The organism is Janthinobacterium goodfellowi (assembly GCF_051380695.1).
Taxonomy (GTDB): domain Bacteria; phylum Pseudomonadota; class Gammaproteobacteria; order Burkholderiales; family Burkholderiaceae_D; genus Janthinobacterium.
In genome coordinates this window covers 1,588,452-1,614,343 of sequence record NZ_JBNYXN010000001.1, presented here as the reverse complement: position 1 = coordinate 1,614,343, position 25,892 = coordinate 1,588,452, and the positions used below count along the sequence as shown (strand labels likewise).

The 25,892-nt window shown below is 65.0% G+C and carries 19 protein-coding genes; 14 read left to right on the top strand and 5 right to left on the bottom strand.

Annotated elements, in window-relative coordinates; translation table 11 throughout:
• Positions 1-49 precede the first annotated feature (49 nt).
• Positions 50-2,311, top strand: coding sequence for a putative bifunctional diguanylate cyclase/phosphodiesterase (locus ACQ4WQ_RS07235; protein ID WP_326458534.1), 2,262 nt, complete (start codon positions 50-52; stop codon positions 2,309-2,311).
• Positions 2,312-2,380: 69 nt separating this feature from the next.
• Here the strand turns inward: ACQ4WQ_RS07235 and ACQ4WQ_RS07230 are convergent, their stop codons facing one another.
• Both ACQ4WQ_RS07230 and ACQ4WQ_RS07225 read right to left on the bottom strand, forming a co-directional pair.
• Positions 2,381-2,827, bottom strand: a complete 447-nt coding sequence (locus ACQ4WQ_RS07230) for a CBS domain-containing protein (protein ID WP_092709205.1) — start codon at positions 2,825-2,827, stop codon at positions 2,381-2,383.
• Positions 2,828-3,020: 193 nt separating this feature from the next.
• Positions 3,021-3,665: a 2OG-Fe(II) oxygenase gene (locus ACQ4WQ_RS07225; RefSeq protein ID WP_436495718.1), complete on the bottom strand. Its 645-nt coding sequence runs from the start codon at positions 3,663-3,665 to the stop codon at positions 3,021-3,023.
• 261 nt (positions 3,666-3,926) lie between these two features.
• Here ACQ4WQ_RS07225 and ACQ4WQ_RS07220 point away from each other — a divergent pair, with 261 nt between their 5' ends.
• Genes ACQ4WQ_RS07220 through ACQ4WQ_RS07205 form a run of 4 tightly spaced genes read left to right on the top strand, consistent with a single transcriptional unit; the run spans position 3,927 to position 9,510 of the window.
• On the top strand, positions 3,927-5,237 hold the full coding sequence (locus ACQ4WQ_RS07220) for an O-acetylhomoserine aminocarboxypropyltransferase (protein ID WP_436495716.1): 1,311 nt from the start codon (positions 3,927-3,929) through the stop codon (positions 5,235-5,237).
• Between the two features lies 1 nt (position 5,238).
• A complete protein-coding gene (locus ACQ4WQ_RS07215; protein ID WP_436495714.1) occupies positions 5,239-6,051 on the top strand; it encodes an alpha/beta fold hydrolase in 813 nt (270 codons plus the stop codon).
• A 23-nt stretch (positions 6,052-6,074) separates the two neighbouring features.
• Positions 6,075-7,478 carry a PoNe immunity protein domain-containing protein gene (locus ACQ4WQ_RS07210; protein ID WP_436495712.1) on the top strand — a complete coding sequence of 468 codons (1,404 nt, stop codon included), beginning with the start codon at positions 6,075-6,077 and terminating at the stop codon, positions 7,476-7,478.
• Positions 7,479-7,509: 31 nt separating this feature from the next.
• Complete coding sequence (locus ACQ4WQ_RS07205) at positions 7,510-9,510, top strand: DUF6630 family protein (protein ID WP_436495710.1); 2,001 nt, start codon at positions 7,510-7,512, stop codon at positions 9,508-9,510.
• Positions 9,511-9,527: 17 nt separating this feature from the next.
• Here the strand turns inward: ACQ4WQ_RS07205 and ACQ4WQ_RS07200 are convergent, their stop codons facing one another.
• Complete coding sequence (locus ACQ4WQ_RS07200) at positions 9,528-10,904, bottom strand: YihY family inner membrane protein (protein ID WP_436495708.1); 1,377 nt, start codon at positions 10,902-10,904, stop codon at positions 9,528-9,530.
• Positions 10,905-10,971: 67 nt separating this feature from the next.
• Here ACQ4WQ_RS07200 and wrbA point away from each other — a divergent pair, with 67 nt between their 5' ends.
• The 9 genes from wrbA to ACQ4WQ_RS07155 are packed head-to-tail and all read left to right on the top strand — an operon-like array spanning position 10,972 to position 21,193.
• Complete coding sequence (gene wrbA / locus ACQ4WQ_RS07195; RefSeq protein ID WP_326458545.1) at positions 10,972-11,580, top strand: NAD(P)H:quinone oxidoreductase; 609 nt, start codon at positions 10,972-10,974, stop codon at positions 11,578-11,580.
• Positions 11,580-11,990, top strand: coding sequence for a DUF2069 domain-containing protein (locus ACQ4WQ_RS07190; RefSeq protein ID WP_326458546.1), 411 nt, complete (start codon positions 11,580-11,582; stop codon positions 11,988-11,990). The genes wrbA and ACQ4WQ_RS07190 overlap by 1 nt, the downstream gene beginning before the upstream one ends.
• On the top strand, positions 11,987-13,417 hold the full coding sequence (locus ACQ4WQ_RS07185; RefSeq protein ID WP_436495706.1) for an FAD-binding oxidoreductase: 1,431 nt from the start codon (positions 11,987-11,989) through the stop codon (positions 13,415-13,417). The genes ACQ4WQ_RS07190 and ACQ4WQ_RS07185 overlap by 4 nt, the downstream gene beginning before the upstream one ends.
• On the top strand, positions 13,414-13,836 hold the full coding sequence (locus tag ACQ4WQ_RS07180; protein WP_436495704.1) for a DUF4124 domain-containing protein: 423 nt from the start codon (positions 13,414-13,416) through the stop codon (positions 13,834-13,836). The genes ACQ4WQ_RS07185 and ACQ4WQ_RS07180 overlap by 4 nt, the downstream gene beginning before the upstream one ends.
• Positions 13,824-16,415, top strand: coding sequence for an FtsX-like permease family protein (locus ACQ4WQ_RS07175; RefSeq protein ID WP_436495702.1), 2,592 nt, complete (start codon positions 13,824-13,826; stop codon positions 16,413-16,415). Before ACQ4WQ_RS07180 ends, ACQ4WQ_RS07175 begins: the two co-directional genes overlap by 13 nt.
• Complete coding sequence (locus ACQ4WQ_RS07170) at positions 16,415-17,491, top strand: lipocalin-like domain-containing protein (RefSeq protein WP_436495700.1); 1,077 nt, start codon at positions 16,415-16,417, stop codon at positions 17,489-17,491. The genes ACQ4WQ_RS07175 and ACQ4WQ_RS07170 overlap by 1 nt, the downstream gene beginning before the upstream one ends.
• Positions 17,492-17,534: 43 nt before the next feature.
• Positions 17,535-19,421 carry an ABC transporter transmembrane domain-containing protein gene (locus ACQ4WQ_RS07165; protein WP_436495698.1) on the top strand — a complete coding sequence of 629 codons (1,887 nt, stop codon included), beginning with the start codon at positions 17,535-17,537 and terminating at the stop codon, positions 19,419-19,421.
• Complete coding sequence (leuE, locus tag ACQ4WQ_RS07160; protein WP_436495696.1) at positions 19,418-20,092, top strand: leucine efflux protein LeuE; 675 nt, start codon at positions 19,418-19,420, stop codon at positions 20,090-20,092. The genes ACQ4WQ_RS07165 and leuE overlap by 4 nt, the downstream gene beginning before the upstream one ends.
• Positions 20,093-20,101: 9 nt before the next feature.
• On the top strand, positions 20,102-21,193 hold the full coding sequence (locus tag ACQ4WQ_RS07155) for a threonine aldolase family protein (protein ID WP_436495694.1): 1,092 nt from the start codon (positions 20,102-20,104) through the stop codon (positions 21,191-21,193).
• A 225-nt stretch (positions 21,194-21,418) separates the two neighbouring features.
• Here ACQ4WQ_RS07155 and ACQ4WQ_RS07150 read toward each other — a convergent pair whose 3' ends face one another.
• Together ACQ4WQ_RS07150 and ACQ4WQ_RS07145 are read right to left on the bottom strand one after the other, a co-directional pair.
• Positions 21,419-22,861 carry an OmpP1/FadL family transporter gene (locus tag ACQ4WQ_RS07150; protein WP_436495692.1) on the bottom strand — a complete coding sequence of 481 codons (1,443 nt, stop codon included), beginning with the start codon at positions 22,859-22,861 and terminating at the stop codon, positions 21,419-21,421.
• Between the two features lie 199 nt (positions 22,862-23,060).
• Positions 23,061-25,769 (bottom strand): bifunctional diguanylate cyclase/phosphodiesterase, encoded by a 2,709-nt coding sequence (locus tag ACQ4WQ_RS07145; protein ID WP_436495690.1) that lies wholly within the window; start codon positions 25,767-25,769, stop codon positions 23,061-23,063.
• Positions 25,770-25,892: the final 123 nt, after the last annotated feature.

Genomic DNA, 25,892 nt, shown 5'->3' with positions numbered 1-25,892 from the left:
TTTTTGACGCGCTCGTAAAAAATGTCGAGTCATCCTGGAGAAGCTATACATGCCCGCACCGATCATCCCCCTTGACGCCAACAAGGACGATCACGACGACCTGGTATTCCTCGATGAGCAACCAGCGGCGCCGCTGGCCGTCGCGCCGCGCAGCGTCTGGCGGGTGATGATCATCGACGACGATGAAGACGTCCACTCCACCACCACTTTCGCCCTGGGCAACCTGGAAATGCAGCACCGTCCGCTGGAATTCGTGCATGCGTATTCGGCCGGCCAGGCGCGCGAACTGCTCAAGCATGAAGACGACATCGCCGTCATCCTGCTCGACGTGGTGATGGAACAGGATGACGCGGGCCTGCACCTGGTGCGCTACATCCGCGAAACCCTGAAAATGACGGATGTGCGCATCATCCTGCGCACGGGCCAGCCCGGCTATGCGCCGGAAATCGACGCCATCCGCGATTTCGACATCAACGACTACAAGACCAAATCCGAACTGACGCGCATCAAGCTGTTTACCACGGTGACGGCCGCCATCCGCTCGTACGAGCAGATCCGTTCGATCAGCAACAGCCGGCGCGGCCTGGACCAGATCGTCCACGCCAGCACACAGCTGATGGCGCTGCACGGCGTGCAGAACTTCTCGGCCGGCGTGCTGGCGCAGATCGCCGACCTGCTGGGCATCCGCGCCGACGGCGTGCTGTGCGTGCAGGATTTGCAGGACAATGGCAGCAAGGAGCTGCTCGTCGCGGCCTGCACGGGCAGCTTTTCCGGCTTGCCGCACAGCGCCCTGTGCGGCCTGCAAAACCCGCGCGTGATGGCCGCCATCGAGCATACGCTGGCGCAGCGGCGCAATGTCTACGCGCACGACTACGCCACGCTGTACTTCGCGGGCAAGGCCGGCCGCGATGCGGCCGCCTACCTGATCCTGCCGCGCCCCCTGTCCGCCATCGATGAAAGCCTGCTGGAAGTATTCTGCAGCAACGTGGCCGTGGGCCTGGACAATGTCGAGCTGGTATCGCACCTGCACAACGCCGCCTTCTACGACCAGTTGTCGAAGCTGCCGAACCGCACGCGCCTGGTGGAAATCCTCGACGCCACCCTGGCCGGCCCCGCGCGCGACGACGCCACCCTGTCCCTGGTCGACCTCGACCACTTTGCCGAAACCAACGACGCGCTGGGGCACCAGTTCGGCGACACCCTGCTGATCGCCGTGGCGGGCCGATTGCAAACCCAGCTGGGACCGCAGCTGACGGTGGCGCGCCTGGGCGGCGACATCTTTTGCGTGCTGGGCGACTCGTCGCAAGTCAACCCAAGCAAGATCCTGGCCCTGTTCCAGCCGCCGTTCTGCATCGATGGCCAGGACGTGCAGCTGTCCGCCACCCTGGGCCTGGTGCGCCTGGGCGAGCATGCGGGCACGGGCGCCGATGCGCTGAAGGATGCCGACATCGCCCTGAAACGGGCAAAAAGCCAGCAGCGCGCCGGGCACTTCTATTTTTCGCGCAGCATGGGCATCGAAATCCGTGAACGGGTCCGCATGATGCACGCGCTGCGCACGGCCTTCAGCCAGGACCAGCTGTTTGTCGTGTACCAGCCGCAGATCGACCTGACCACGCGCCGCCCCGTGGGCGCGGAAGCGCTGCTGCGCTGGCAGACGCCGGACGGCAAGTTTATCTCGCCCGACCGCTTCATCCCGATCGCCGAATATTCGGGCATCATCATCGACCTGGGCGAATGGGTGCTGCGCACGGCATGCCGCGAACTGGTGCTGCTGCGCGAGCAGGGCCACCGCAACTTCGTCATGTCCGTCAACGTGTCGCAGGTGCAGTTCCGCCACCCCCTGTTTTTGGAAATGCTGCGCGCGGCGCTGGAAGAGACGCAGGCGCCGCCCGAGTTCATCGAACTGGAAATCACGGAATCGATGGCCATGGAAGAGCCGGACATGCTGATCAAGATGCTGTGGCAGATCAAGCAGACGGGCGTGAGCATCGCCATCGACGACTTCGGCACGGGCTTCTCGTCGCTGTCCTACCTGCAGCGCCTGCAGGTCGACCGCCTGAAGATCGACCGCGCCTTCGTCACCGAGATCACGGGATCGGCGCGCGGCAGCAGCATCGCGGAAATGGTCATCCAGCTGGGCCGCAACCTGGGCCTGGCCGTGATCGCCGAAGGCGTGGAAGACGAGCGGCAAGCACAGATCTTGCAGGCGCTGGGCTGCCCGATGGCGCAAGGCTTCCTGTTCGCCCGCCCCATGACGGCCACGGCGCTGGGCACCTGGCTGAACAACGAGGCGCTGCAGGGGGCGGCGTAGGCGTCAGCCTGAATTCACAAATGCAAAACGCCGGCGGTGCCGGCGTTGTTTTTACTGCATGAGCGACGCTTAGTCCGCCGTTTCGGCCGGCCAGTCGCGGATGTACGCCTTGAGCATCTGGTTTTCAAAGCTTTGCGCTTCGAGCACGGCGCGTGCCACGTCGTAGAAGGAAATGACGCCCAGCAGGGTCTTGGCGTTCATGACGGGCAGGTAGCGCGCGTGCTTTTCCAGCATGATGCGGCGCACTTCATTGACTTCCGTATCCGGGGTCACGGTGATCGGGTGGTCATCCATGTGCTTGCGCACGGTGCCGCCGCCGATCTGTCCCGCGTTTTCATGCAAGGCGTTCAGCACTTCGCGGAAGGTCAGCATGCCGACCAGGTCGCCAAATTCCATGACCACCAGCGAACCGATGTCTTTTTCAGCCATGGTATTGGCCGCGTCAAGCAGGGGCTGGTCAGGCGTGACCGTGTAGAGGATATTGCCCTTGACTTGGAGAATTTCAGATACTTTCATATTGGCCGTCCTGTCCGCGTGATTGGTATTTTAGTTATTCTAAGCCCTTACTGCGACTGTAGCCTATGCCTGCGGAAAAATCCAGCCTTGCGCGCAATCAAATCGAGGGGGATTGTCAGGCAGGAAAAACGTAGCGAGCGGATGCGCGGCGCGGCCGAGAAGCGCAGCGGTACGCGAGTACCGTGAGCTTTTCTCATGCCCGGCGGCGGAACCAGCCGGCGATGGACAGGCGCTCGCGCGCCGTCGGCAGCACTTCGTGCAGCATCTCGCCCGACAAAAACATGGCCATGCGGCCCGCCTGCGGCAAGATATCCACCGGACCGCCGTCCTGCGGATGCAGACGCAGCGCGCCGCCGTGCCCGGGCAGCCAGTCGTCGTTCAGGTACAGCACAACGGACACGGTGCGCTTGTCGTCGTCGCGGAAACGGTCCAGATGGGCCCGGTAAAAGGCGCCCGGCGCATACAGGGCGAAATGGCTTTCGTACTCTTCCAGCCCCAGGAACAGCTCGCGGTTGAGCACGAGGCGCAGCGCTTCCATGTGTGCCAGGTAGCGGTCGCACGCTTCTGAACGGCCCGTTTCCAGCCATTCGATATGGTCGCCGCGGATGTCCGGCTGCAGCAGCGGCGCATGGCCGCTGCCCACGCCGGCGCCCTTCATCTTGCCGCTGAGCATGGATTGCACGCATTCGGCGGCCAGCTGGCGGCTCAGTTCAGGCGAGATGAATTGCTCTTGCATGAGCCAGCCTGCCTGGCACAGGCCGTCGACGATAGAGGGTCCGGGAACGGCAAGGGAGCCGTCGAACGATGTTACGGGCATAAAATCTTTCTTGGTGGACATGCATGAGAGTGCGCCTGAAGCCCAGGATTTCGTTCGCTTGCAACTGTTTTCCTGCGGCGCGGCGCACGCGCACAGGTAAGACAGCCCGAATATCGCTGATACGATATCGTACCACCGCCGCACCGCGCCGGTCACTTTTTTTACACTGCAGGTTACACGCGCGGCCCGCCGGCACGGCCCCATGCGCCCTGCACAGAAGCCCTTTTGCTCAGATGCAAATCAGGTTACGATCTTGCCACTATAAAACTTGGCGGAGACACCATGAGCGGCCCGAAATACCCCGGTTTCGATACCTTATCCCTGCATGCGGGCGCGGCGCCCGACCCGGCCACGGGCGCGCGCGCCACGCCCATCCATTTCACGTCCTCGTTTGCCTTCAAGAGTTCGGAGCATGCGGCTTCGCTGTTCAATATGGAGCGGGCCGGCCACGTGTATTCGCGCATATCGAATCCCACCAACGCCGTGCTCGAAGAACGCATCGCCGCGCTCGAAGGGGGCGTGGCCGGCATCGCCACGGCCAGCGGCCAGGCCGCCATGCACCTGGGCCTGTCCACCATCGCCGGCGCCGGCTCGCACATCGTGGCCTCGCGCGCCCTGTATGGCGGCTCGCACAACCTGCTCGCCTATACATTAAAACGCTTCGGCATCGAGACGACCTTCGTCGACCCGCGCGACGTGGATGCCTGGCGCGCCGCCATCCGGCCGAATACAAAAGTGCTGTTTGCCGAAACCCTGGGCAATCCCGGCCTCGACGTGCTCGATATCCCCCGGATTGCCGCCCTGGCGCACGAGCACCAGCTGCCGCTGATGCTCGATTCGACGTTCACCACGCCCTATTTGCTGCGCCCCTTCGAGCATGGGGCCGACCTGGTGTTCCACTCGGCCACCAAGTTTTTATGCGGCCACGGCACGGCCATTGGCGGCTTGCTCGTCGACGGCGGCACGTTCGACTGGCAGGCGGCCTACGACAAGACGGGCCGTTTCGCCGAACTGTGCGAACCGTATGAGGGCTTTCACGGCATGGTCTTCGCCGAGGAATCGACGGTGGCGCCGTTCGCCCTGCGGGCGCGGCGGGAAGGCTTGCGCGACTTCGGCGCCGTCATGAGCCCGCACAACGCTTTCGCCATCCTGCAGGGCATCGAAACCCTGGGCTTGCGCATGGACCGCCACGTGGTCAATACGCGCAAGATCATCGACTTTTTGCTGGCCAATCCGGCCGTGGAATCCGTGTCCTACCCGGAACTGCCATCGCATCCCGATTACGCACTGGCCAAGACCCTGCTGCCGAAAGGCGCGGGCGGCGTATTCACCTTCCGTCTGCGCGGCGACCGCGCGGCGGGCCAGCGCTTTGTCGACAGCCTCAAGATTTTCTCGCACCTGGCCAACGTGGGCGACGCCAAGTCGCTCGTCATCCACCCCGCCTCCACCACGCACTTCCGCGTGCCCGACGATCAACTGGCGCAGGCCGGCATCACGCAGGGCACCATGCGCCTGTCGGTGGGCCTGGAAGACGCCGACGATTTAATCGAAGACCTGGCCCGTGGCCTGAAACTGTCGCAGAAAGGCGCCTGACATGCTGCTCACCATCGAGAACACCACGGCTTACTGCTACACGGGCGGCAAGGCTTTCAACCCGAATCAGCCGACGGCCGTCTTCATCCACGGCGCGCAGAACGATCATTCCGTATGGGCCCTGCAGACGCGCTACTTCGCCCACCACGGCTGGAACGTGCTGGCCGTCGATTTGCCGGGCCACGGCCGCAGCGGCGGCGCGGCGAAAACCAGGGTCGAGGAACTGGCGCGCTGGATACTCGCCGTGCTGGACGGGGCCGGCGCCCCCAGGGCCATGCTGGTCGGCCACAGCATGGGCTCACTGATCGCGCTGGAAGCGGCATACCTGGCGCCCGAGCGCGTCAGCCACCTGGCCATGCTCGGTTCCACCTACCCGATGAAAGTCTCGCCGGCGCTGCTGGAGACGTCGCTCAACGATGAACAGGCGGCCATCGACATGGTCAATATCTGGTCGCACTCGTCGATCGCGCAAAAGCCGTCGTTTCCCGGCCCCGGCTTCTATGCCATGGGCGGCGCGCGGCGCCTGAAACAGCGCATCGCCGCCCTCAACCCCGATCACGTGTTTCACACGGATTTTTATGCCTGCAATGCCTATGCGAACGGCGAAATCGCCGCCGCTTCGGTACACTGCCCCACTTTATTCATTGTCGGCGCGCGCGACATGATGACGCCGCCCAAATCGACCCGCTTGCTGACGTCTGCCATCGCGCATGGCAAGGTGGTGCAGGTCGACAGCGGGCACGAATTGATGGCCGAGCAGCCCGACGCCGTGCTCGACGCGCTGTTTGCGTTTGCCCAAACAGCAGCGGCATGAACGCTTTTTTAGGATAGATGCACATGTTGTTGAATACCCTGTTTGACGAATTGACTGGCCGCGGCAGCGGCACGGAAGCGGAGCGGCACGAACGCTATAAATGGCTGGAGCAGCTGCGTTTCAATAACCCGCAGGCGGAAGAAGGCGGCCCGATGGCCGGCATTCCGTACTACCAATGGTGCCGGCTGCCGCAAGCGCTGGTCGTCGCGGGCCAGCACACGGACCTGCTGGTCGGCACCACGAGCGCCCTGTACCTGGTCTTCGAGGGCCGCCACGCGGCAGCCTTCGCGGCGGAACTGGGCCTGCAATACGACGCCAACAACCGCATCGACCGCCCCGGCAGCCTCGACGAGCTGCTCGATGCCTATGAAGAGCAGGCCGACGGCAGCTGGGCCATCCTGCCGAATGAAACGCCAGCACCTCCGCTGGCGGGCTGGGACGACGTGTACTTCCGCGTGCGCGACATGAGCGACGGCAAGGCCATCCAGAGCGTGACCACCATCGCCTACGAGAGCAGCCGCTTCCCCGGCTACACCCTGCTGGGCACGACCATGGTGGGCGTCGGCGCTATCGCCCACGACGACGAGACGGCGGCATATCTGCAGCAGATCTTCGCCGACTGGTCCATCCAGCGCGATTGCGCCACCACCTGTCCGCCTTCGTCCGCGCCCTGGCCCCACGCGCCGCGCCAGGCGCCGCCCCTGCCTTCCGGCACCCCGTTCGATTTTGCGCGCAACCTGGCCTATCTTGACACCCTGCTGGCCGCCTACGAACGCGCGCAGGCGCAGGCGGAAATCGATGGCGGCGATAGCGCCTACTGGGCCTGCGCGGCCGCCAGCACGGCTTACCAGGCATTCTCGCTGCGCTACACGGCAGGCCTGCCCTTGCCGGCAGTGGAAACGGCGCTGGAGGCGGCCATCGCCGCCTGCGAAACGGCGCGCGCGGCCCTGGCCGCAGCCTACGATGACGATGCCTTGCCCGCCTTTGATTTCGAACAATTGACGGATTACGCACGCACCCTGCAGCTGCTGGGCGCGGCCCTGCTGTTCGGCCGCCACGACCTGGCCGCCCGCCTGGCCGCCCTGCAGACGGCCTTCGACGGCGAAGACGGCGTGTACGAAGCGCTGCTGGCGACCATCGACCCGACGCGACCCGCCGTCGACGAATGGTATTTCGCCGAGCCCTATTCGGCCCTGTTCGAGTGCCTGGACGCGGACGATCCCGCGCAACAGTTGGAGCACCTGCGGCACTACCTGGCCAGCTGGCATGGCGCGCTGGTGCACGAAGACTGGTTCAACGGCCATTTGCGCGCGCACGGCCTGGGCGGCTACTACGGCCTGTGGGCCTTCGAGGCGGCCGCCGTGGCCAAACACCTGGGCCTGGAGCGCGGCGCGCTGGCGCATTGGCTCATGCCACCCACACCCTGAGCACACCCCCTTATTCTTTCAGATAGCATTCATGATCAACACCGCAGCCCTGTTCAGCACCGCATTTTTACCCGGCCAGGCCGGTTTCGACACCGACGCCATCACCGGCCTGGCCGAATGGCGGCTGGACGTACCTGCGCTGTTCAAGCTGCTCATCGGCGCCGGCACGCAAGCCGTCGCCTGGCCCATCTACGGCGATGGCGAAGACTGCCCCTGCGTGCTGGCCGCACCGATGGCGCAGGCACAGGCCAGCTGGCAAACGTTGTCCGCGCTGATGGACAAGCCGCGCGACGCGGCCGCCATCGTCGCGCGCAGCGCCATCAGCGCCCTGCTGGCCGGTGGCCAGCCATGGCTGATCCTCGATTGCGTGCAGCTGATCGCGCACGATATCGGCACGCCGGAATACGCCGCCGGGCTCGAGGCCCTGCGCGCTGCAGGGCAAGCCTTGCACCTTGCCCTGCAGCGCGGCGAGCGCGAAGCGCTGGCGCCCCTGCTGGCCGCCGGTGCCGCATCGCCCGCCACCGGCTACTGGTCGGCCACGGCCAGCGCGCAGCTGGCCGAAGTCGAGGAACTCGATACGCAAGATGTACCGTTCCTGCAAGTCCTGGAAGTGGTGGGATGGGAGGAAGACGCGCTGTGCTATGAAGTGAGCGCCGGCGGCGAACCGGACGTCGCCGGCCTGGTCACGCCGTATGGCCGCTGGATCGTGCCGCTGTCGCAGCGCTATGTCGACCTGGGCGTTTACTACGCGGACGATGGCTGGATCTCCTTTGCCACGGCGGATGCCCCCGATGCGCACGGCGTGCTGGACCTGAACGGCACGGTGGTGCTGCCGCCGTCCCCCGGCGCCCTGTATGTGATCAGCCCCCATCTGGTGCAGAGAATCACGCCGGACGGCGCCAGCAGCCTGCTGCGCCTGCCCGACGGCGCGCTGCTCATCGACAGGGTGGACAACATCTGCCAGCGCGACGATGGCTTGATCGACATCGAACGCCAGACAGACCAGACAGACGATGACGACAGGCGCAATGTCTGCGGCGTGATCGACGCCACGGGCAAGGTGGTGGTGCCGGCCGCCTACAGCTCCGTGCACGATTTCGGCACGAAAAAGAAAATCGCCATCGTCAGCCAGCGCATCGCCGGGCGCTTTCTGTTTGGCCTGGTTAATAGCCAGGGCGAGCTGCTGGCGCCATGCCAGTACGAAGCCATCGATAGCGCCACCACCTCGTCGCCGCCCAGGCTGCGCAAGAACCTGATCTTCGCCATCGATGCGCAGGGCCTCGCGTGCATGTTGACGCTGGGCGGCAAGCAGGCGTTTACGCCGCTGTACCCGCCCGCCCACCATCTGCGCGGCGTGGCCGTGCAAAGCGACTTTTTATATGTGGTCAACGATGGCATGGTCTGGAGCATGGATTTCACGGGCCAGCTGCTCGAGCAGTTCGACACCGTGGAGAACTTCAAGGCTGCCATCACGGCGCAATTGAGCGAGTCCATCGGCCTGGGCAAGAAAAAGCCCGCCAGGCGCCGCAGTTTTACGCCGGCGCAGATCCTGGCGAAGGCCGACCGCGAGCAGTTGCGCGCCCTGGCCGCGATGCTCCTGCTGGGCGATGCGGCACTGGCCGCGCGCTGCGTGGACATCACGCTGGAAGAACTGGCCGAGGACGACCCGGAAGAGGAATACGACGGCGATACGCCCGAAGCGGCGTGTTTCTTCCTGCTCTGGTCCACTGCCGCCGATGCGCTGGGCCACGGCACCACCTTGGACTGGAAATCCGTCGATGAAGTGCCACGCATCGCCCAGCATATCGGCCTGCCCGCGCTGCAGGACTTCCGCTGGACGGAGCGCGAAGACGGCGACGCGATGGCCGAAGGCCTGGCCGCCATCGCCGCCCACCTGGCGCCGCATCAGCTGCGCCTGGTGAACCTGCACGGCGGCGAGGACACATATTATCTGGGCGTGGTGCGCGCGCAGGATGCGGCCGCGTTCAGCAAGGTGGCGCTGCAGGCTACCTTGCGGCCCGTGGTGTATTAAGGCTTGCTAAGGGCCGCTCAATTGCATTTGACGGCCCCGAAATGCTGCGCCAGACTCATGCCCAGACCTTCTTCCACGGCGTTTTCCACCTGCGCGGCCAGCGCGGCCGCTTCTTCCGCCGCCTTGATGTCGCGCTCGTTGGTGGAACCGGCCGGATAGCCGGAGTTCACGCGCATGCCGCCGAAGACAAATAAGCGGTAGACATCGGCCAGGCTGATGCGGTTGACGTTGCCCAGCAAGACCCAGTGATCGGAACTGTCGGCCACGCGCTTGCCCCACTGCACCCGCACGGCGCCTTCCACGTTGACGCGTCCCACCCAACCCTGCTGCACCATCTTGTCGAGCAGGGTTTCCATCTCTTCGAAGCCCAGACGCGTGCTGCGGCGGATCTCGGCCGCGCCCACGAGGGCCGAATCGGCGCAGTGGCAGGCCTGGTGCAGCACCTTCAGGATGGCGACGGCATCGACGAATTCGCTGCCCGGCGCCGCCTCGTACCACCAGCGCTCGTATTTCACGACGGGCAAGGCGGCCACCAGCAAGGCGCCCACCAGGGTGATCATCCAGCTCAGGTATATCCACACGAGGAACAGCGGCAAGGCGGCCAGCGCGCCATAGATGCGCGAATACGTGGGGAATTCCTGGATGAATTCGCCGAAACCGCGCTTGGCCACCTCGAACGCCAGCGCCGCCAGCAAGCCGCCCCAGGCCGCGTCGCGCCAGTCCACGTCGCGGTTCGGCACGGCGATGTAAAGCAGAGTAAACGCCAGCATGGTCAGGCCGATCGACACCAGCGTGTAAAACACGGCGCCGAGGAACGGCACGGCTCCCACCACGCCGCTGGTGGCCATGAAGAGGCGCGACGTTACCGTCAGCGACACGCCCACCAGCAGCGGCCCGAGAGTCACGATGGCCCAGTAAACAAGTAAACGCTTGGTCCAGCGGCGCTCCTGGCGCACGCGCCAGATGCGGTTGAAGACGCGCTCGATCAAGCCCATCATGCCTACCGAGGTGACGATCAGGGCGCCCGCGCCGATGGCGGACAATCGCGTGGCCTTCGAGGCGAACGTCGTCAGGTAGTCGAGGATGGTGTTCGATATGCCCTTGGGCATCACGCTTTGCACGAAATAATCTTCCAGCGCGTGGCGGAAGGTATTAAACAGGGGGAAAGTGGTGAAGATGGCCAAGGCCAGAGTGAGCAGCGGCACCAGCGCGAACACGGTGGCGAACGTCAGGCTGCCGGCCACTTGCGGCAGGCTTTCCTCGCGCACGCGGCGGCGCGCGAACTGCAGCAGGTCGCGCGTTTCGGACCAGGTCAGGCCGCGCACGACGTCCAGCCCCATGCTCAGGGTGCGCCACAGGTATTGGAAGAACGGGAATATATATTTTGAAAACATGTGCAAAATCAGAACGGCGCCATGACAGCAGTCGTATCAGGCTGTAAAGCGCCCTATAATACCAATGATGAAGCCAACCAATCTGATTATTCTCGTATTGTTTTATTCACGCCATGGCGCCACGCGCCAGTTGGCCGAGCTGATAGCCCAGGGAGTGGAAAGCGTGCCTGGCTGCGATGCGCGCCTGCGCACCGTGCCCGCCGTCTCCACCGTAACGGAAGCGACCGCGCCGGAAGTCCCGCCTGATGGCGCTCCTTATGTGGAACTGGACGACCTGCAGGAATGCGCGGGCCTGGCCCTGGGCTCGCCCACGCGCTTCGGCAACATGGCCGCCGCCATGAAGTACTTCTGGGATGGCACGGCCAGCGACTGGCTGGCCGGCAGCCTGTCCGGCAAGCCCGCCTGCGTGTTCACGTCCACGGGCAGCCTGCACGGCGGCCAGGAATCGACCCTGCTGTCGATGATGATCCCCCTTTTCCACCACGGCATGCTGGTCATGGGCCTGCCCTACACGCATCCGGAACTGATGACGACGTCCACGGGCGGCTCGCCGTATGGCGCCACGCACTGGTCGGGCATAGACGGCGACAAGGCCTTGAGCGACGATGAAAAACGCCTGGCCATCGCCCTGGGCCGGCGTCTGGCGGAAAACGCCGTGAAACTGGCAGGCGCATGATGCACGGCACACTGCACAAGTATTTTCACTGGGGCGCCATCGCCAGCCTCGTCACCCTGATCGTCTGGTGCCTGCTGTGGGAAACCGTCGTCGCGCCGCTGCAGCCGGGCGGCTCCTGGGTCGTGCTGAAGGCGGCGCCCCTGCTCATTCCCCTGTACGGCGTCATCAAGCGCGACGTCTACACCCTGCAATGGTCGTCGATGGTGATCCTGCTGTACTTTACGGAAGGCGTGGTGCGCGGTTACAGCGACACGAACCCCACCTCGGCCCTGATGGCCTGGGGCGAAGCGGCCATCGTCTGCATCTATTTTGTCTGCGCCGTGCTGTATCTGCGCCCGTATAAAAAGGCGGCCAAGCGCATGGCCAAAGAGCTTCTGGAAAAAGTGAATAAAGTGAGCATCAAGAAATGACCGAACAGCCAGTGCATGACCAAGCCGACTTCCTCGCCGCCTGCCGCGACCTGCTGGGCGACACCTACGTACTCACCTCCGATGCCGATACGGCGCCCTTCCTCACCGACTGGCGCGACAGGTTTACGGGCAAGGCCCTGGCCGTGCTGCGCCCCGCCACCGTGGAGCAGGTAGCAGGCGTGCTGCGCGCCTGCGCGCAATGGCAGGTGCCCGTCGTGCCGCAGGGCGGCAACACGGGCCTGGTACTGGGCAGTATCCCCGATGCCGCCGGCACGGCCGTCGTGCTGTCGCTGGCGCGCCTGAACAGCATCCGCGCGCTCGATCCCGTCAACCGTACCATCACGGTCGATGCCGGCTGCATCCTGCAAACCATCCAGGAAGCGGCCAGCGCCGCCGGCTGTTTGTTTCCCCTGTCGCTGGCGGCCGAAGGCAGCTGCACCATCGGGGGGAATCTGGCGACGAACGCGGGCGGCACGGCCGTGCTGCGCTACGGCAATACGCGCGAGCTGTGCCTGGGCCTGGAAGTGGTCACGCCGCAGGGCGAGATCTGGAGCGGCTTGCGCGGCCTGCGCAAGGACAATACCGGTTACGATTTGCGCGACCTGTACATCGGCGCCGAGGGCACCCTGGGGGTCATTACCGGCGCGGTCATGAAACTGTATCCGCAGCCGAAGGCCTGCATCACGGCGCTGGCCGCCATGCCCTCGCCCGCCCACGCCCTGCGCTTGTTAAGCCTGATGCAGGACCATTGCGGCGCCAGCCTGACGGGCTTTGAATTGATGTCGCGGTATTGCTTGCAACTGGTGGCCGAGCAGTTCCCGCAACTGCCGCGCCCGTTCGCCGACGCGCACGGGCAGTACGTGTTGCTGGAACTGTCCAGCAGCCAGTCCGAGGCGCATGCCGTGGAATTGCTGGAAGCGAGCATCGGCGCGGCCCTGGAAAACGAATTGATCGAAGACGCCGTCGTCGCCAGTTCCGTGGCGCAGTCCGAAGGCCTGTGGCAGCTGCGCGAACATATTCCGCTGGCGCAGGCGCAGGCGGGCAAGAACATCAAGCACGATATCTCGCTGCCGATTTCCCGCATCGCCGACTTCATCGCCGTCACGGATGCAGCCCTTGAATCAGCCTTCCCCGGCTGCCAGCTCGTGTGCTTCGGCCACCTGGGCGACGGCAACCTGCATTACAACGTGGCGCCCCCAAGCGGCATGACGGACCGGGATTTCCTGGCCAACCAGGACGCCATCAACCGCATCGTGCACGACCAGGTCCACGGTTTTGGCGGCTCGATATCGGCCGAACACGGCATCGGCGCGCTGAAGAAGGACGACCTGGCGCGCTACAAGTCGCCGCTGGAACTGCAGCTGATGCGCGCCGTGAAACAGGCGCTGGACCCGCAAAACATCATGAATCCGGGAAAGATATTGTGAAGCCGTCGTCCCTCCTGCTCATGGCCTTGCTGGCCGGTTCCGCCAGCGCGCAGGACGTCTACAAGTGCGTGCAGGATGGCCGGACCAGCTACAGCGCCACGCCCTGCGCGGGCGGCCAACTGCAGATCCTGGAACTTCCCTCGCCTCCGCCTGCCGTCGACAAGGGCGCGGCCACGCGCCAGGAACGGGTGGCCAGCCAGATGGAAGCGGCGCGCAAGCAACGCGAGAAGCTGGAAGACCAGGCGCGCGAACGGGCCGCCAAACAGAAGGAAATGCGCGACAAGCATTGCGCCCAGTTGCGGCTGGAGCAGAAATGGACGGCGCAGGACGCCGTCGGCGCGGGCGATAAAAACCGCGATGCGGCGCAACTGAAAGCGCGGCGCGCCGGCGAACGCCTGGCCGTCGAATGTCTGAATTGAGTGCGCCGGCAGCCAATCCCGCGGGTATGCGCCTGTTGTCGCGCTGGCTGCTGCTGGGCGAATGGCGCGCGCATCCCGTGCGCGCCTTTGTCGCCATCCTCGCCATCGCCATCGGTGTGTCGCTGGGCTTTGCCATCCACCTGATCAACGCGGCCGCCTTCAATGAATTTTCCACGGCCGTCAAAAGCCTGTCCGGCCAGGCCGACGTGCAGGTGGCCGGACGCGAAGCGCTGTTCGACGAAGCCATCTACCCGTGGCTGGCGCAGCGCGACGGCGTGGCTGTGGCTTCGCCCGTGCTGGAACTGCAGGCCGGGGTCGCCGGCAAGAATGAGGGCGGCCCGCTGCACATCCTGGCGCTCGACGTCTTCCGCGCCGGCTTCATCTCGCCCGACCTGATCGGCGCACCGGCCGAAGGCCAGCCTTTCGACACCCTGGCCGACGACGCCATCTTCCTGTCACCGGCCGCCTTGCGCTGGCTCGATGTGGCGCAAGGCGGCACGATTGCCCTGCGATCGGGCACGGGCAGCGTCTCCCTGCGCGTGGCCGGCTCGCTGCAGCGGGCACGCGCCGGCCAGCGCATCGCCGTGATGGATATCGGCGCGGCGCAGTGGCGATTCAACAAGCTGGGCAAGCTGTCGCGCATCGATTTGAAACTGCGCCAGGGCATCAACCGCGACGCCTTCCTGGCCGCGCTGAGCAGCGCGCTGGAAGCGCAGTACCCGGGGCGCTTCCACGTGGGCCAGCCCAATGACGAGAACCAGAACAGCCGCAACAATAACCTGAGCCGCGCCTACCGCGTCAACCTGACGGTGCTGGCCCTGGTCGCCCTGTTTACGGGGGCGTTCCTCGTGTTTTCCACGCAGGCCCTGTCCGTCATCCGACGCCGCGGCCAGTTCGCGCTGCTGCGCGTGCTGGGCATGGAACGCGGGCCATTGCTGCGCCAGGTGCTGTTAGAGGGCGCCAGCCTCGGTATCGTCGGCGCCGCGCTGGGCATCGCCGGCGGCTACGCCATGGCGGCCGTCGCCCTGCGCTTTTTCGGCGGCGACCTCGGCGCCGGCTATTTCGCGGGCGTGCAGCCGCAGGTGCAATTCACGCCCGTCGCCGCCTTCGTGTATTTCGCGCTGGGCCTCGGCGTGGCCTTGCTGGGCTGCGCGGCGCCCGCGCTGGAAGCGGCGCGCGCCGCCCCCGCCATCGCCCTGAAATCGGGCAGCGAGGAAGTCGTGACGACGCGCCTGGCCAAGACCTGGCCCGCGCTGGCGTGTCTGCTGCTGGCCGGTGCCTTGACGTTCCTGCCACCCGTCTTCGAGCTGCCCCTGTTCGGCTACCTGTCCATCGCCCTGCTGCTGATCGGCGCCATCGCCCTAATGCCGCAGCTGGCGGCCGTCGTCTTCCGCGCCCTGCAAGCCGCCTGGCTGCGCACGGATACGAGCAAGCATGCGCCCGTGCGCAGCCTGACCCTGGCCCGCCTGGCGAACGCCTCGGGCCAGGCCGGCATCGCGCTCGGTGGCGTGCTGTCGAGCTTTAGCCTGATGGTGGCGATGGCCATCATGGTGTCGAGTTTCCGCGTCTCCGTCGACGACTGGCTGCTGCAGATCTTGCCGGCCGACCTGTACACGCGCCCGGCCGCCAGCGGCGGCACGGCGGGCCTGAATCCGCGCGAACAGGCAAGCATCACCGCTTTGCCCGGCGTGGCCAGGGTGGATTTCCAGCGCCTGCGCTCGCTGTCGCTGGCGCCCGACCGCCCGAATGTCATGCTGCTGGCGCGCCCCATCAACTTGCAGGACCCGGGCAAGAGTATGGTGCTGGTGGGCGAGACATTAGCCGTGCCGGCAGGCAGCCGGCCCGTGTGGCTGTCCGAGGCGGCGGCCGACCTGTACAACGTCAAGCCTGGCCAGCAGATAGCCCTGCCGCTGGCGGGCGGCCTGCACAAGTTCTTCGTCGCCGGCATCTGGCGCGACTATGCGCGTTCTTCCGGCGCCATCCAGATGCCGCTGGCCGACTACCGCGCCCTGACCGGTGACATGGACGTCAGCGACGCGGCCCTGTGGCTGGCCAAGGACGCCACGGGCGACGAACTGCAGCAGCGCCTGAAAGCCCTGCCCTTCGGCGCCAGCCTGGAAGTATCGAACCCGTCGGCCATCCGCGCCCTGAGCCTGCAAATCTTCGACCGCAGCTTCGCCGTCACGTATTTATTGGAAGCCATCGCCATCGTCATCGGCCTGTTCGGCGTGGCCGCCACGTTCTCGGCCCAGACGCTGGCGCGCGCGCGCGAATTCGGCATGCTGCGCCACGTGGGCGTGACGCGCGGCCAGATCCTGTCCATCCTGGCGCTCGAGGGCGGCGCGCTGACGGCGCTGGGCATCGCCACCGGTTTTGTCCTGGGCCTGTTGATCAGCTTTGTACTGGTCTTCATCGTCAATCCGCAATCGTTTCACTGGACCATGCAGCTGCACCTGCCGTGGCCCTTGATCGCCACCGTGGCCGGCGCCCTGCTGACGGCGGCCGCCCTCACTGCCCTCATCGCGGGGCGCCAGGCGCTGTCCGCTGGCCCCATCCGCGCCGTCAGGGAGGACTGGTAATGCGCCGTTTGACTTGTTTATTATTGTTTTGCAGCGCCGCCGCCATCGCCGCGCCGCCCGCCTTCGCCCCCGTCACGCCGCTGCCGGCCGGCCAGACCCTGCGCATGCCGCACGATTTCGGCGCCCATCCCGCCTATAAAACGGAATGGTGGTATGCCACGGGCTGGGTAAAAACCGCCGGCGGCGAGCAGCTGGGCTACCAGGTGACCTTCTTTCGCAGCGCCACGGCCGCCGACGCGGACAACCCCAGCGCCTTCGCGCCGAAACAGCTGATCATCGGCCACGCGGCCCTGTCCGACCCGAAAGTGGGCAAGCTGCTGCACGACGAGAAAAGCGCGCGCGAAGGTTTCGGCCTGGCCTACGCCAAGGTGGGCGACACGGACGTCAAACTCGACGACTGGCGCATGCAGCGCCAGACCGACGGCAGCTACAAGGTCAGCCTGGCCGCGCGCGACTTCAGCCTGCAGCTGACCCTGGCCCCTAGCCAGCCCGTGCTGCTGCAGGGCGTTGGCGGCTATTCGCGCAAGGGCGCGCGGCCCGCGCAATCGAGTTATTACTACAGCGAGCCGCAGTTGCGTACCACGGGCACGATCGCCCGCGCGGGCGGCAAGCCGGAAGCGGTGACGGGCGCCACCTGGCTCGATCACGAGTGGTCGAGCCAGGTGCTCGACGCGGATGCCAGCGGCTGGAACTGGATAGGCGCCAATCTCGCTGACGGCGGCGCCCTGATGGCCTTCCAGATCCGCAGCAAGACAGGTGCTAAACTATGGGCGCACGCGACATGGCGCGATGCGTCCGGTAAGATGACGCAGTACGCGCCCGGCGACGTCGATTTCACGCCCACGCAGCTGTGGCGCTCACCCCGCACGCAGGCCGAATACCCGGTCGCCACCGAGATCCGCACGGGTGCCACGCGCTGGCAGATCAAGCCCTTGCAGGCGGATCAGGAGCTCGATTCGCGCCGCTCGACGGGGGCAGTGTACTGGGAAGGCGCCGTGACGGTGGAGCGCGACGGCCAGCCCGTGGGCCGCGCCTACCTGGAAATGACGGGCTATGTCCAGCCGATGAAGTTGTAAGCGTAATCAGCACCATCGAATATGTAAATCAAAGCGAAAAACAATGACAACCAGCACAGAAACAGGCAGCACCAGCAAAGCAACCGCAGCAACCGCCGCAAGCACCGCACCGACTCCCGACACCGGCAGCAGCCGCGAACTGAAAAAAGGCAGCCTGGCCGCCTTCAAGGGTTTGATGCCCTTTCTGACGCCGTACCGCAAGCAGTTCTTCCTGGCCGGGATCGCGCTGGTGGTGGCCGCCGCCTCGACCCTGGCCATTCCCGCCGCCTTCAAGCAGATGATCGATCTGGGTTTCGGCGGCGCGGCCGGCTCGAAAAGCATCCAGCACGTCGACCTGGTCTTCCTCGCCCTGTTCGGCGTGGCCTCCATCCTGGCCTTGGCCACGGCGGCGCGCTTTTATACCGTGTCGTGGCTGGGCGAGCGCGTCACGGCCGACATCCGCAGCGCCGTGTACCGCCACGTCGTCACGCAAAGCCCGGAATTCTTTGAAACCACGCAGACGGGAGAAGTCCTGTCGCGCATTACCACCGACACGACCCTGATCCAGGCCGTCGTCGGCACCAGCATCTCGATGGCGCTGCGCAATGTGCTGCTGTTCCTGGGCGGCCTGGTGATGCTGTTCGTCACCAGCGCCAAGCTGGCGGGCATCATCATCGGCCTATTGATTCTCGTCGTCGTGCCCATCATCGTGTTTGGCCGCAAGGTGCGCAAGCTGTCGCGCGATTCGCAGGACCGCATCGCCGACGCGTCGGCCATGGCCGGCGAAATCCTCAACGCCATGCCCACCGTGCAAGCGTTTACCCACGAGAAAATTGAATCGAAGCGCTTCGGCGACTCCGTCGAAGGCGCCTTCATGACGGCCATGCGCCGCATCCGCGCCCGCGCCCTGCTCACCATGATCGCGATTTTGCTGGTCTTCGGCACCATCGTCTTCGTGCTGTGGCTGGGCGCGCGCGCCGTGCTGGAAGGCGCGATGACGGGCGGCGACCTGGGCCAGTTCATCCTGTACGCCTCCATCGTGGCCGGCGCCATCGGCGCCCTGTCCGAAGTCATGGGCGAAGCGCAGCGCGCCGCCGGCGCCACCGAGCGCCTGCTGGAACTGATGGCCGTCAAATCGGAAATCGAGTCGCCCGTCACGCCGCTGCCGCTGCCAGCGCGCGCCGCGAATGGCGCCGCGCTGTCGCTGGACGATGTCATGTTCTCGTATCCGTCGCGCCCCGATACCCACGCCCTGAACCACGTCAGCCTCGACATCCGCGCCGGCGAAACGGTGGCCGTTGTCGGCCCTTCCGGCGCCGGCAAGACCACGCTATTCCAGCTGTTTTTACGTTTTTATGACCCGCAGAGCGGCAGCATCCGCCTCGATGGCGTCGATATCAAGCAGCTCGACCTGCACACCCTGCGCGACGCCATCGGCATCGTGCCGCAGGATACCGTGATCTTCTCGGCCGACGCCATGGAAAACATCCGCTACGGCCGCGCCGGCGCCAGCGACGAGGAAGTCATCGCCGCCGCGAAGATGGCGGCCGCCCACGAATTCATCGAACGCCTGCCGAACGGCTACAAATCCTTCCTCGGCGAACGGGGCGTGCGCCTGTCCGGCGGCCAGCGCCAGCGCATCGCCATCGCCCGCGCCCTGCTGAAAAACCCGCCCCTGCTGCTGCTCGACGAAGCGACCAGCGCGCTGGACGCGGAATCGGAACGCCTGGTACAAAAGGCGCTGGAAGCGGCCATGGTGGGCCGCACCACCGTCATCATCGCGCACCGCCTGGCCACCGTGCAGCGGGCCGACCGCATCATCGTCATGGAAGACGGCAGAATCGTCGAGACGGGCACGCATGCGTCGCTGGTCGCCCTTGGCGGCATCTACGCGAATCTCGCCGCACTGCAATTCCATCACGTACAGCTCAATCCAGCGGAATTATCATGAACGCACTTTTCCACGCCAACCTGGGCATCACCGATTTCTGGACCTTTTTACTGGGGACCATCTTCATCGTCATCCTGCCCGGCCCCAATTCCATGTACGTGCTGTCGGTCGCCGCCCAGCGCGGCGTGCGGCCCGCCTACCAGGGCGCCTTCGGCATCTTCGCCGGCGACCTGATTCTGATGGTGCTGTCGGCCTGCGGCGTCGCTTCGCTGCTGAAAGCCAGCCCGGCCCTGTTTTATGTGGTGAAATACATCGGCGCGGCTTACCTGGGCTGGATCGGCCTGCAGATGCTGATAGGCTGCTGGCGCAAGCTGCGCGCGCCCAGCGCCGCTGAAGGCGAAGCGGCAGCCGTGCCTGCCCCCGTCAAGGAAAGCGACCCGTTCCGCAAGGCCCTGATCATCAGCCTGATGAACCCGAAAGCGATTTTGTTCTTCATCTCGTTCTTCATCCAGTTCGTCGATCCGGCCTTCCCGAACCCCGTGCTGTCCTTCATCGGCCTGGGCCTGATTTGCCAGGTGATCAGCTTTACCTACCTGACGGCCATCATCTTTGTCGGCGTCCGCCTGGCCGAAACCTTCCGCCGCCGTCGCCGCCTGTCGGCCGGCATGGGCGGCGGCGTGGGCGCCATGTTCATCGGCTTTGGCGCGAAACTGGCCACGGCCACACTGTAAGGAACCGCCGTGAACGAGCTTGAACTGCGCCAGCGCTGCCATACCGTCCTGCCGGGCCACCGCCAGCCCGCCCCAAGCGCCACCTTCGCCGCCATGGCCGCCTGGTGCGGCGCCAACGATGTTGCGCACGATACCTATGGCGAGGGCGCGCTGATCGAACAGTTCGAAAACAAGATCGCCAGCCTGCTCGGCTTCGAGGCGGCCGTATTCTGCATCACGGGCACCATGACGCAAGTCACGGCCCTGCGCCTGGCGTGCCAGGACCGGGGCTCGCGCCTGGTGGCGCTGCATCCGACCTCGCACATCCTGCGCCACGAGCGGGGCAACCATGAATTGCTCGATCACTTCAAGGGCTTGATGATCGGCGACCCGCACCGCCCGTGGACGGTGGACGAGCTGCGCGCCGTGCCCGATGCGCTGGGCGCCGCGCAGGTCGAACTGCCGATGCGCGAAATCGGCGGCCAGTGCCCGTCATGGGATGCATTGAATGACATCAAGCGGCACTGCCGCGAACGCAATATCCATTTGCACATGGATGGCGCGCGCCTGTGGGAAGCGCAGGCCGGCTTCAAGCAGCCCCTGCCCGCCATCTGCGACGGTTTTGATTCCGTCTACGTGTCGCTGTACAAGGGCATCGGCGGCCTCGGTGGCGCCATGCTGGCCGGCAGCCGCAGCTTTGTCGAACGGGCGCGCGAGTGGTTCCGCCGCCAGGGCGGCAACATCGTCCACCGCACGCCCTACGTGGTGGCCGCCGCCATGCAGTTCGACGCGCGCCTCGCCGCCATGCCACAGTATTTTGCGCGCACGCAGTGGCTGTATGCGCTGCTGCGCGATTTTCCATCGATCGCCGTCAATCCCGCCCAGCCGCAAGCGAACATGCTGCACCTGCACCTGCCCGTGTCGCGCGAACGGGCCATCGCCATCCGCAACCAGGTGGCCGAAGACCACGGCATCTGGCTGTTCGGCCGCGCCAGCCACGCGGCCCTGCCCGGGCACAGCGTGGTGGAGTGGTATGTGGGAGAGAACTTGCTGGAACTGCCGGACGACACCGTGCGGCTGGCCCTGACCCTGCTGGACCAGGCCATGCGCGCCAGGACATGAGCAACGCAGCTCGGCGTAGGTCGGGTTGGCGCACAGCGCGTAACCCGACAACACCACAGTCATCGCCAACAATACCGTCGGATTACGCGCGGCTTCGCCACGCTAATCCGACCTACACCCTACCGTGCACAACAGCGCACACCGCTGGGGTCTGACCCCGAAAAAAAAAGCGCCCGAAGGCGCTTTTTTCATTTCATGGCGGCCGGGTTGGCCGCCACTACCTGCTTAGAACTTGTAGTTGTAAGCGAGACCGATCAACTGCATGCGGGTCTTGAACAGGCCCTTGGTGGTTTCACCGTTGCCGGTGCAGCCAGTCATGACGGGCGAGCAGTCATTCTTGTAGTTGACTTCAGCATCCTTGAAGTCGATATAGCTGTAGGCCAGGTCGATCGAGGAATTGGCGTTCAGCTTCCAGTTCGCGCCGATCGAATACTGCATGCGGTCGCTGTCCGGCAAGGCCGGGTGGCGCAGTTCGGCGCTGCGGACCGGCGCCTGGTCGTGGGCGATACCGGCGCGCAGCATCAGGCTTTCGCTGTACTTGTAGTTGGTACCCAGCGACACGCGGTAGGTGTCTTTCCACTGCTGGCGGATGCGCTCGGCGCCTTCGGCCGTCGGCGGGAACTGGATGTCCAGGTTCTGCAGGCGCGAAGTGCGGGTCCAGGTGACGTCGCCCATCAAGGCCCATTTATCATCCATCTGATGGAAGGCGTTGATCGACAGGGTTTCCGGCGTGCGCAATTCCACCAGCGCTTCCGAATTGACCTTGTTCGACGCCTTGGCGATGAAGGCGTTCACGGCCGGGTTGCCCGTCACTTGCGAGAAGTCCCAGATGGTGCTGCCCTTGAGCTTGTGCGAAATCGACGAGCGGTAGGCGATACCGAAACGCGTGCCTTCGTTCAGCTGGTACAGATAGCCCAGGTTGAAGCCGAAGCCCCAGTCATGGCCGTCCATCGAGGCGTGGCCATCCTTGATCGGGCCCTGCAGTGCTGCGCCCGCAGCTTGCGCCGCTGCCAGGCCTTGCGTCTTGGCGATATTGGCCAGGAAGGCCTGCGATGCGCCAGGCGCAAACTTGCCCAGGTAGGCAACCGAACCCGGCACGTCCACGCCCTGGCCCAGTTCCGCCTTCATGTATTCGGCCGTCACGCCGAAGCCGAACGAGTGGTGCTGGTCCAGCTTGAACGACACGGAAGGATTCAGGGCGATGGCTTCGAGCTTGATATTGGTGATTGCATAGCGGCCAAACCAGTCGTTGCCGTAGTCGAGCTTGGCGCCATACGGCACGAACAGGCCAGCGCCGACGGTCCACTGCTCATTGATTTTCTTGCTGGCGTACAGGGCCGGTGCGAAGACGGCGTCCGGCGCGTAGTCCTTGGTTTCCGCGTAAGGCGTGCGGTTACCCGGGAAGAAAGGCTTCGAGCCCGAATCCTGGTAGGTCGAATGCGGTACCACGAGGGTGCCGCCGCCCACGAATTGCGTGCCTTCCAGGCGCGACATGCCGGCCGGGTTATAGAAAATGGTCGACGCGTCGGCCGCTTCGGCGCCGCTGGCATCGGCCGTGCCCTGGGCGGAAACGCTTTGCGAGCCGAAACGGTAGCCCGATGCTTGTGCGGTGGAGGAGATGCCGGCGAACGCGGCAACGATCAAAAGGGGCAGATATTTATGTTTCAAGTTAGTCTCTCTTTATTATATGAAATTGTCTTCGGCACACTATCGCGGGCGTCTCAAGCTGCCCCGTCTTGCACTTTTCTTGCCGCCGTGAACTCCAATTCACTGACGGCATGAGCGAAGCATATAATATTTTTTAGAAAAAAGCGAACGTTCGCTCTTTTTATGAAACGGCGTTGTTTTCCACGCCAATCACGACGTTCTACAGTGCCGGCGCCGGGGCTGGCAACGGTATCAGGAAGCGCTGGTGCATCAGCGCCAGCATCTGTTCGGCCGGCACGGGACGCGAGATGAAATAGCCCTGCACTTCATTGCACTGCAGCGTGCGCAGGATGTCGAGCTGCTCACGCGTCTCCACCCCTTCGGCCACCACGCTCATGCCCAGCGCATGGGCCATCGACAGGATGGCGCGCACGAAGACCTCGCCCTGCTCCGAGCGGCCCAGTTCCATGGTGAAGGCGCGGTCGATCTTCAATCCATCCATGGCGAACTTCTGCAGCTGCGACAGCGAGGAGTAACCGGTGCCGAAATCGTCGACCAGCAGGCGCACGCCCAGCGCGCGGATGGCCGAGAGCTGCTCCACGGCGCGGTTCTGTTCATCCATCATCGCCGATTCCGTGATTTCCACCTCGATCAGCCGCGCATCGATGCGGTGGCGCGTCAGCGCGGACGCCAGCACCTGGTGCACGTCGCCGCGGCCGAACTGGCGCGCCGAGACGTTGATGGACACGGGCACCAGTTCCAGCCCGCTGGCCTGCCAGCGCGCCATCTGCAGGCATACCTTCTCGATGACGACTTCGCCTAGCTGCGAAATGAGGCCGCTGCTCTCGGCCACGGGGATGAATTCCAGCGGCGGCACCATGCCATGCTGCGGGTGCTGCCAGCGCATCAGCGCTTCCATGCTGCACAGCTGTCCGCTCATGGCGTCGACGCGCGGCTGGTAGACGACGAGGAACTGGTCCTGCTCCAGCGCCGCCACCAGGCTTTGCTCCAGTTCGCGGCGGTTGCGGATGGTTTCGAACAATTCCGGCTGGAAGAAGCGGTGATGGCCCTTGCCCGCCACTTTCACGGCGTACATGGCGATATCGGCGTTCTTCAGCAGCACTTCCGTCTCGGCCCCATCGCGCGGATACAGGCTGATGCCGATCGAGGCGCCCATCTTGTGGCGCTCGCTGCCCAGGTAAAACGGTTCATCGAAGGCGATGGCGATGCGCTGCGCCACCTGCTCGGCGCGGCTGTCGTCCTCCACTGGGTCGAGCACGACGACGAATTCATCGCCGCCCAGGCGCACCACGTGGTCGCCCGGCCGCAGCACGGCCTTCAGGCGCAGCGAGGCGGCGCGCAGCACCTTGTCGCCCTCGGCATGGCCCTGCGTGTCGTTGATATCCTTGAACCCGTCGAGGTCGATGAACAGCAGCGCCAGCATCTGTCGCGCGATGGCGGCGCGGCCCAGGGCGCCGGGCAAGAATTGCTGCAGCCAGTAGCGGTTGGGCAGCCCCGTCAAGCCGTCCTCGTTGGCCAGGCGGCGCAAGTCGCGCTCGTGCTCCTTGGCCGTGCTGATGTCTTGCAGGGTGACGGCCAGGCGGTCGCCGCTGCGCACGAGGCGCCGGCGTATCCAGCGCAGCTTGAACGGGTTACCTTCCGGCAGCTCGATCTCTTCCTCGGAAAAGCCGGACTCCATGGCGGCCCGGTAGTTGTGGATCAGGTCGCGGAAATACGGCTCGTGGGCGCGCGATTGCAGGCGCATGCCCAGCAATTGTTCACGGCGCACGCCGAAGTAGCCGGCGCCCGGCTCGTTGCAGTCGACGATCTCGAAGTCGAGGATGCTGCCATCGCTGCCGCGCAGGGCGGCGATGATATAGAAGCCGTCGCTCGTGCCTTCGGTGGCCATGCGGTAGGCATTGCGCACGCCTTCGGACTGGTGGTGGCGCCACGCCAGGCGCAGCGAGAGCATGGTGGCGACGGCGGCAAAAGCCAGCAGCAGCACGGTGACGGCCAGCGCGATACCGATATAAATGGTGCGCGTTTCCTCGTAGGGATGCAGCATCTCGCCGTCCGACAGCCCGACCACGGCCGTAAACGGATAGGCTTTCAGCGCCTGCCAGCCCACATAGCGGCTTTGCTTGTCGGAAAAAGCGATCCTGCCGCCCGAATGCAGGGCGCCGCTCTCCGTTTCCAGAAAGCTCGTGTCGAGAAACGGCGTGCCCTCGCCGCTCTGGCTCGGCAGCACGCGCGCACCGAGGCGCGTGCTGAACAGCTCGCCCTCCTCGCCCACCATGGCGGACATGCCGAACTTGCCGAAATTGACGCTGTTATAGAATTCGGAAAAATAGCTGGAATGAATCGAGATGAGCAGCACGCCATCGAAATTGCCATCCTCGTCTTCCAGCCGGCGCGTGAAATGCACGAGGCTTTCGCCCGCGCCCGGGGTCATCGCAGCCTCGCCGGGCGCATTGGCCCGCCCCAGCGCGATGCGCAGGGCGCTGGAATTGCTGCGCCAGTGGCGCAGCAGGAAATCGCTGCGCTCGTTGACGCGCAAGCGCTGCAGCGGCGCCGTGGCCGTCACGGGATGGCCCTTGCGGTCGAGGATGGCGACGATGGCAAATTGCGGCAAGGCATACATGCCCTGCGTCTTCAACTGGTCGAGGCGCAAGCGGCCGCGCGAATTTTCCCACTCATACTTGAGCTGCAAGGTCAGCTGATCCATCTGCTCCAGGGTGCGCAGCAGGTACTGGCTGTAAGCCTTGGCCTGCGAAGACACACTGTCGAGCGCCTGCTGCTGCGCCACCTTCTTTTCCGCCTCCAGCTGCAGCAGGGTGGCCGTCCACAGCACCGCGCACAGGACCAGGCCCAGCAAGGGCCAGGCCAGGATCAGGCGCAGGTTAGCCTTGAAAAAATCGGCCCTGCTCATCTCCACCACGGCGGCGTTATTATTATTTACAAATTGTCGCAAGAACATGGTGCAGCATCTGCCGTTTCTGTGTATTTCTTCAAGGACACACAAATTACCACAGAGTCATGTTTGCAGGTAAGC

Coding starts and splice junctions, on each gene's coding strand:
- ACQ4WQ_RS07175 (WP_436495702.1), top strand. CDS start 13,824: ATGTCTGAATTGAGTGCGCCGGCAGCCAATCCCGCGGGTATGCGCCTG.
- leuE (WP_436495696.1), top strand. CDS start 19,418: ATGAACGCACTTTTCCACGCCAACCTGGGCATCACCGATTTCTGGACC.
- ACQ4WQ_RS07205 (WP_436495710.1), top strand. CDS start 7,510: ATGATCAACACCGCAGCCCTGTTCAGCACCGCATTTTTACCCGGCCAG.
- ACQ4WQ_RS07170 (WP_436495700.1), top strand. CDS start 16,415: ATGCGCCGTTTGACTTGTTTATTATTGTTTTGCAGCGCCGCCGCCATC.
- ACQ4WQ_RS07235 (WP_326458534.1), top strand. CDS start 50: ATGCCCGCACCGATCATCCCCCTTGACGCCAACAAGGACGATCACGAC.
- ACQ4WQ_RS07215 (WP_436495714.1), top strand. CDS start 5,239: ATGCTGCTCACCATCGAGAACACCACGGCTTACTGCTACACGGGCGGC.
- wrbA (WP_326458545.1), top strand. CDS start 10,972: ATGAAGCCAACCAATCTGATTATTCTCGTATTGTTTTATTCACGCCAT.
- ACQ4WQ_RS07165 (WP_436495698.1), top strand. CDS start 17,535: ATGACAACCAGCACAGAAACAGGCAGCACCAGCAAAGCAACCGCAGCA.
- ACQ4WQ_RS07210 (WP_436495712.1), top strand. CDS start 6,075: ATGTTGTTGAATACCCTGTTTGACGAATTGACTGGCCGCGGCAGCGGC.
- ACQ4WQ_RS07145 (WP_436495690.1), bottom strand. CDS start 25,769: ATGAGCAGGGCCGATTTTTTCAAGGCTAACCTGCGCCTGATCCTGGCC.
- ACQ4WQ_RS07200 (WP_436495708.1), bottom strand. CDS start 10,904: ATGTTTTCAAAATATATATTCCCGTTCTTCCAATACCTGTGGCGCACC.
- ACQ4WQ_RS07225 (WP_436495718.1), bottom strand. CDS start 3,665: ATGTCCACCAAGAAAGATTTTATGCCCGTAACATCGTTCGACGGCTCC.
- ACQ4WQ_RS07185 (WP_436495706.1), top strand. CDS start 11,987: ATGACCGAACAGCCAGTGCATGACCAAGCCGACTTCCTCGCCGCCTGC.
- ACQ4WQ_RS07220 (WP_436495716.1), top strand. CDS start 3,927: ATGAGCGGCCCGAAATACCCCGGTTTCGATACCTTATCCCTGCATGCG.
- ACQ4WQ_RS07190 (WP_326458546.1), top strand. CDS start 11,580: ATGCACGGCACACTGCACAAGTATTTTCACTGGGGCGCCATCGCCAGC.
- ACQ4WQ_RS07230 (WP_092709205.1), bottom strand. CDS start 2,827: ATGAAAGTATCTGAAATTCTCCAAGTCAAGGGCAATATCCTCTACACG.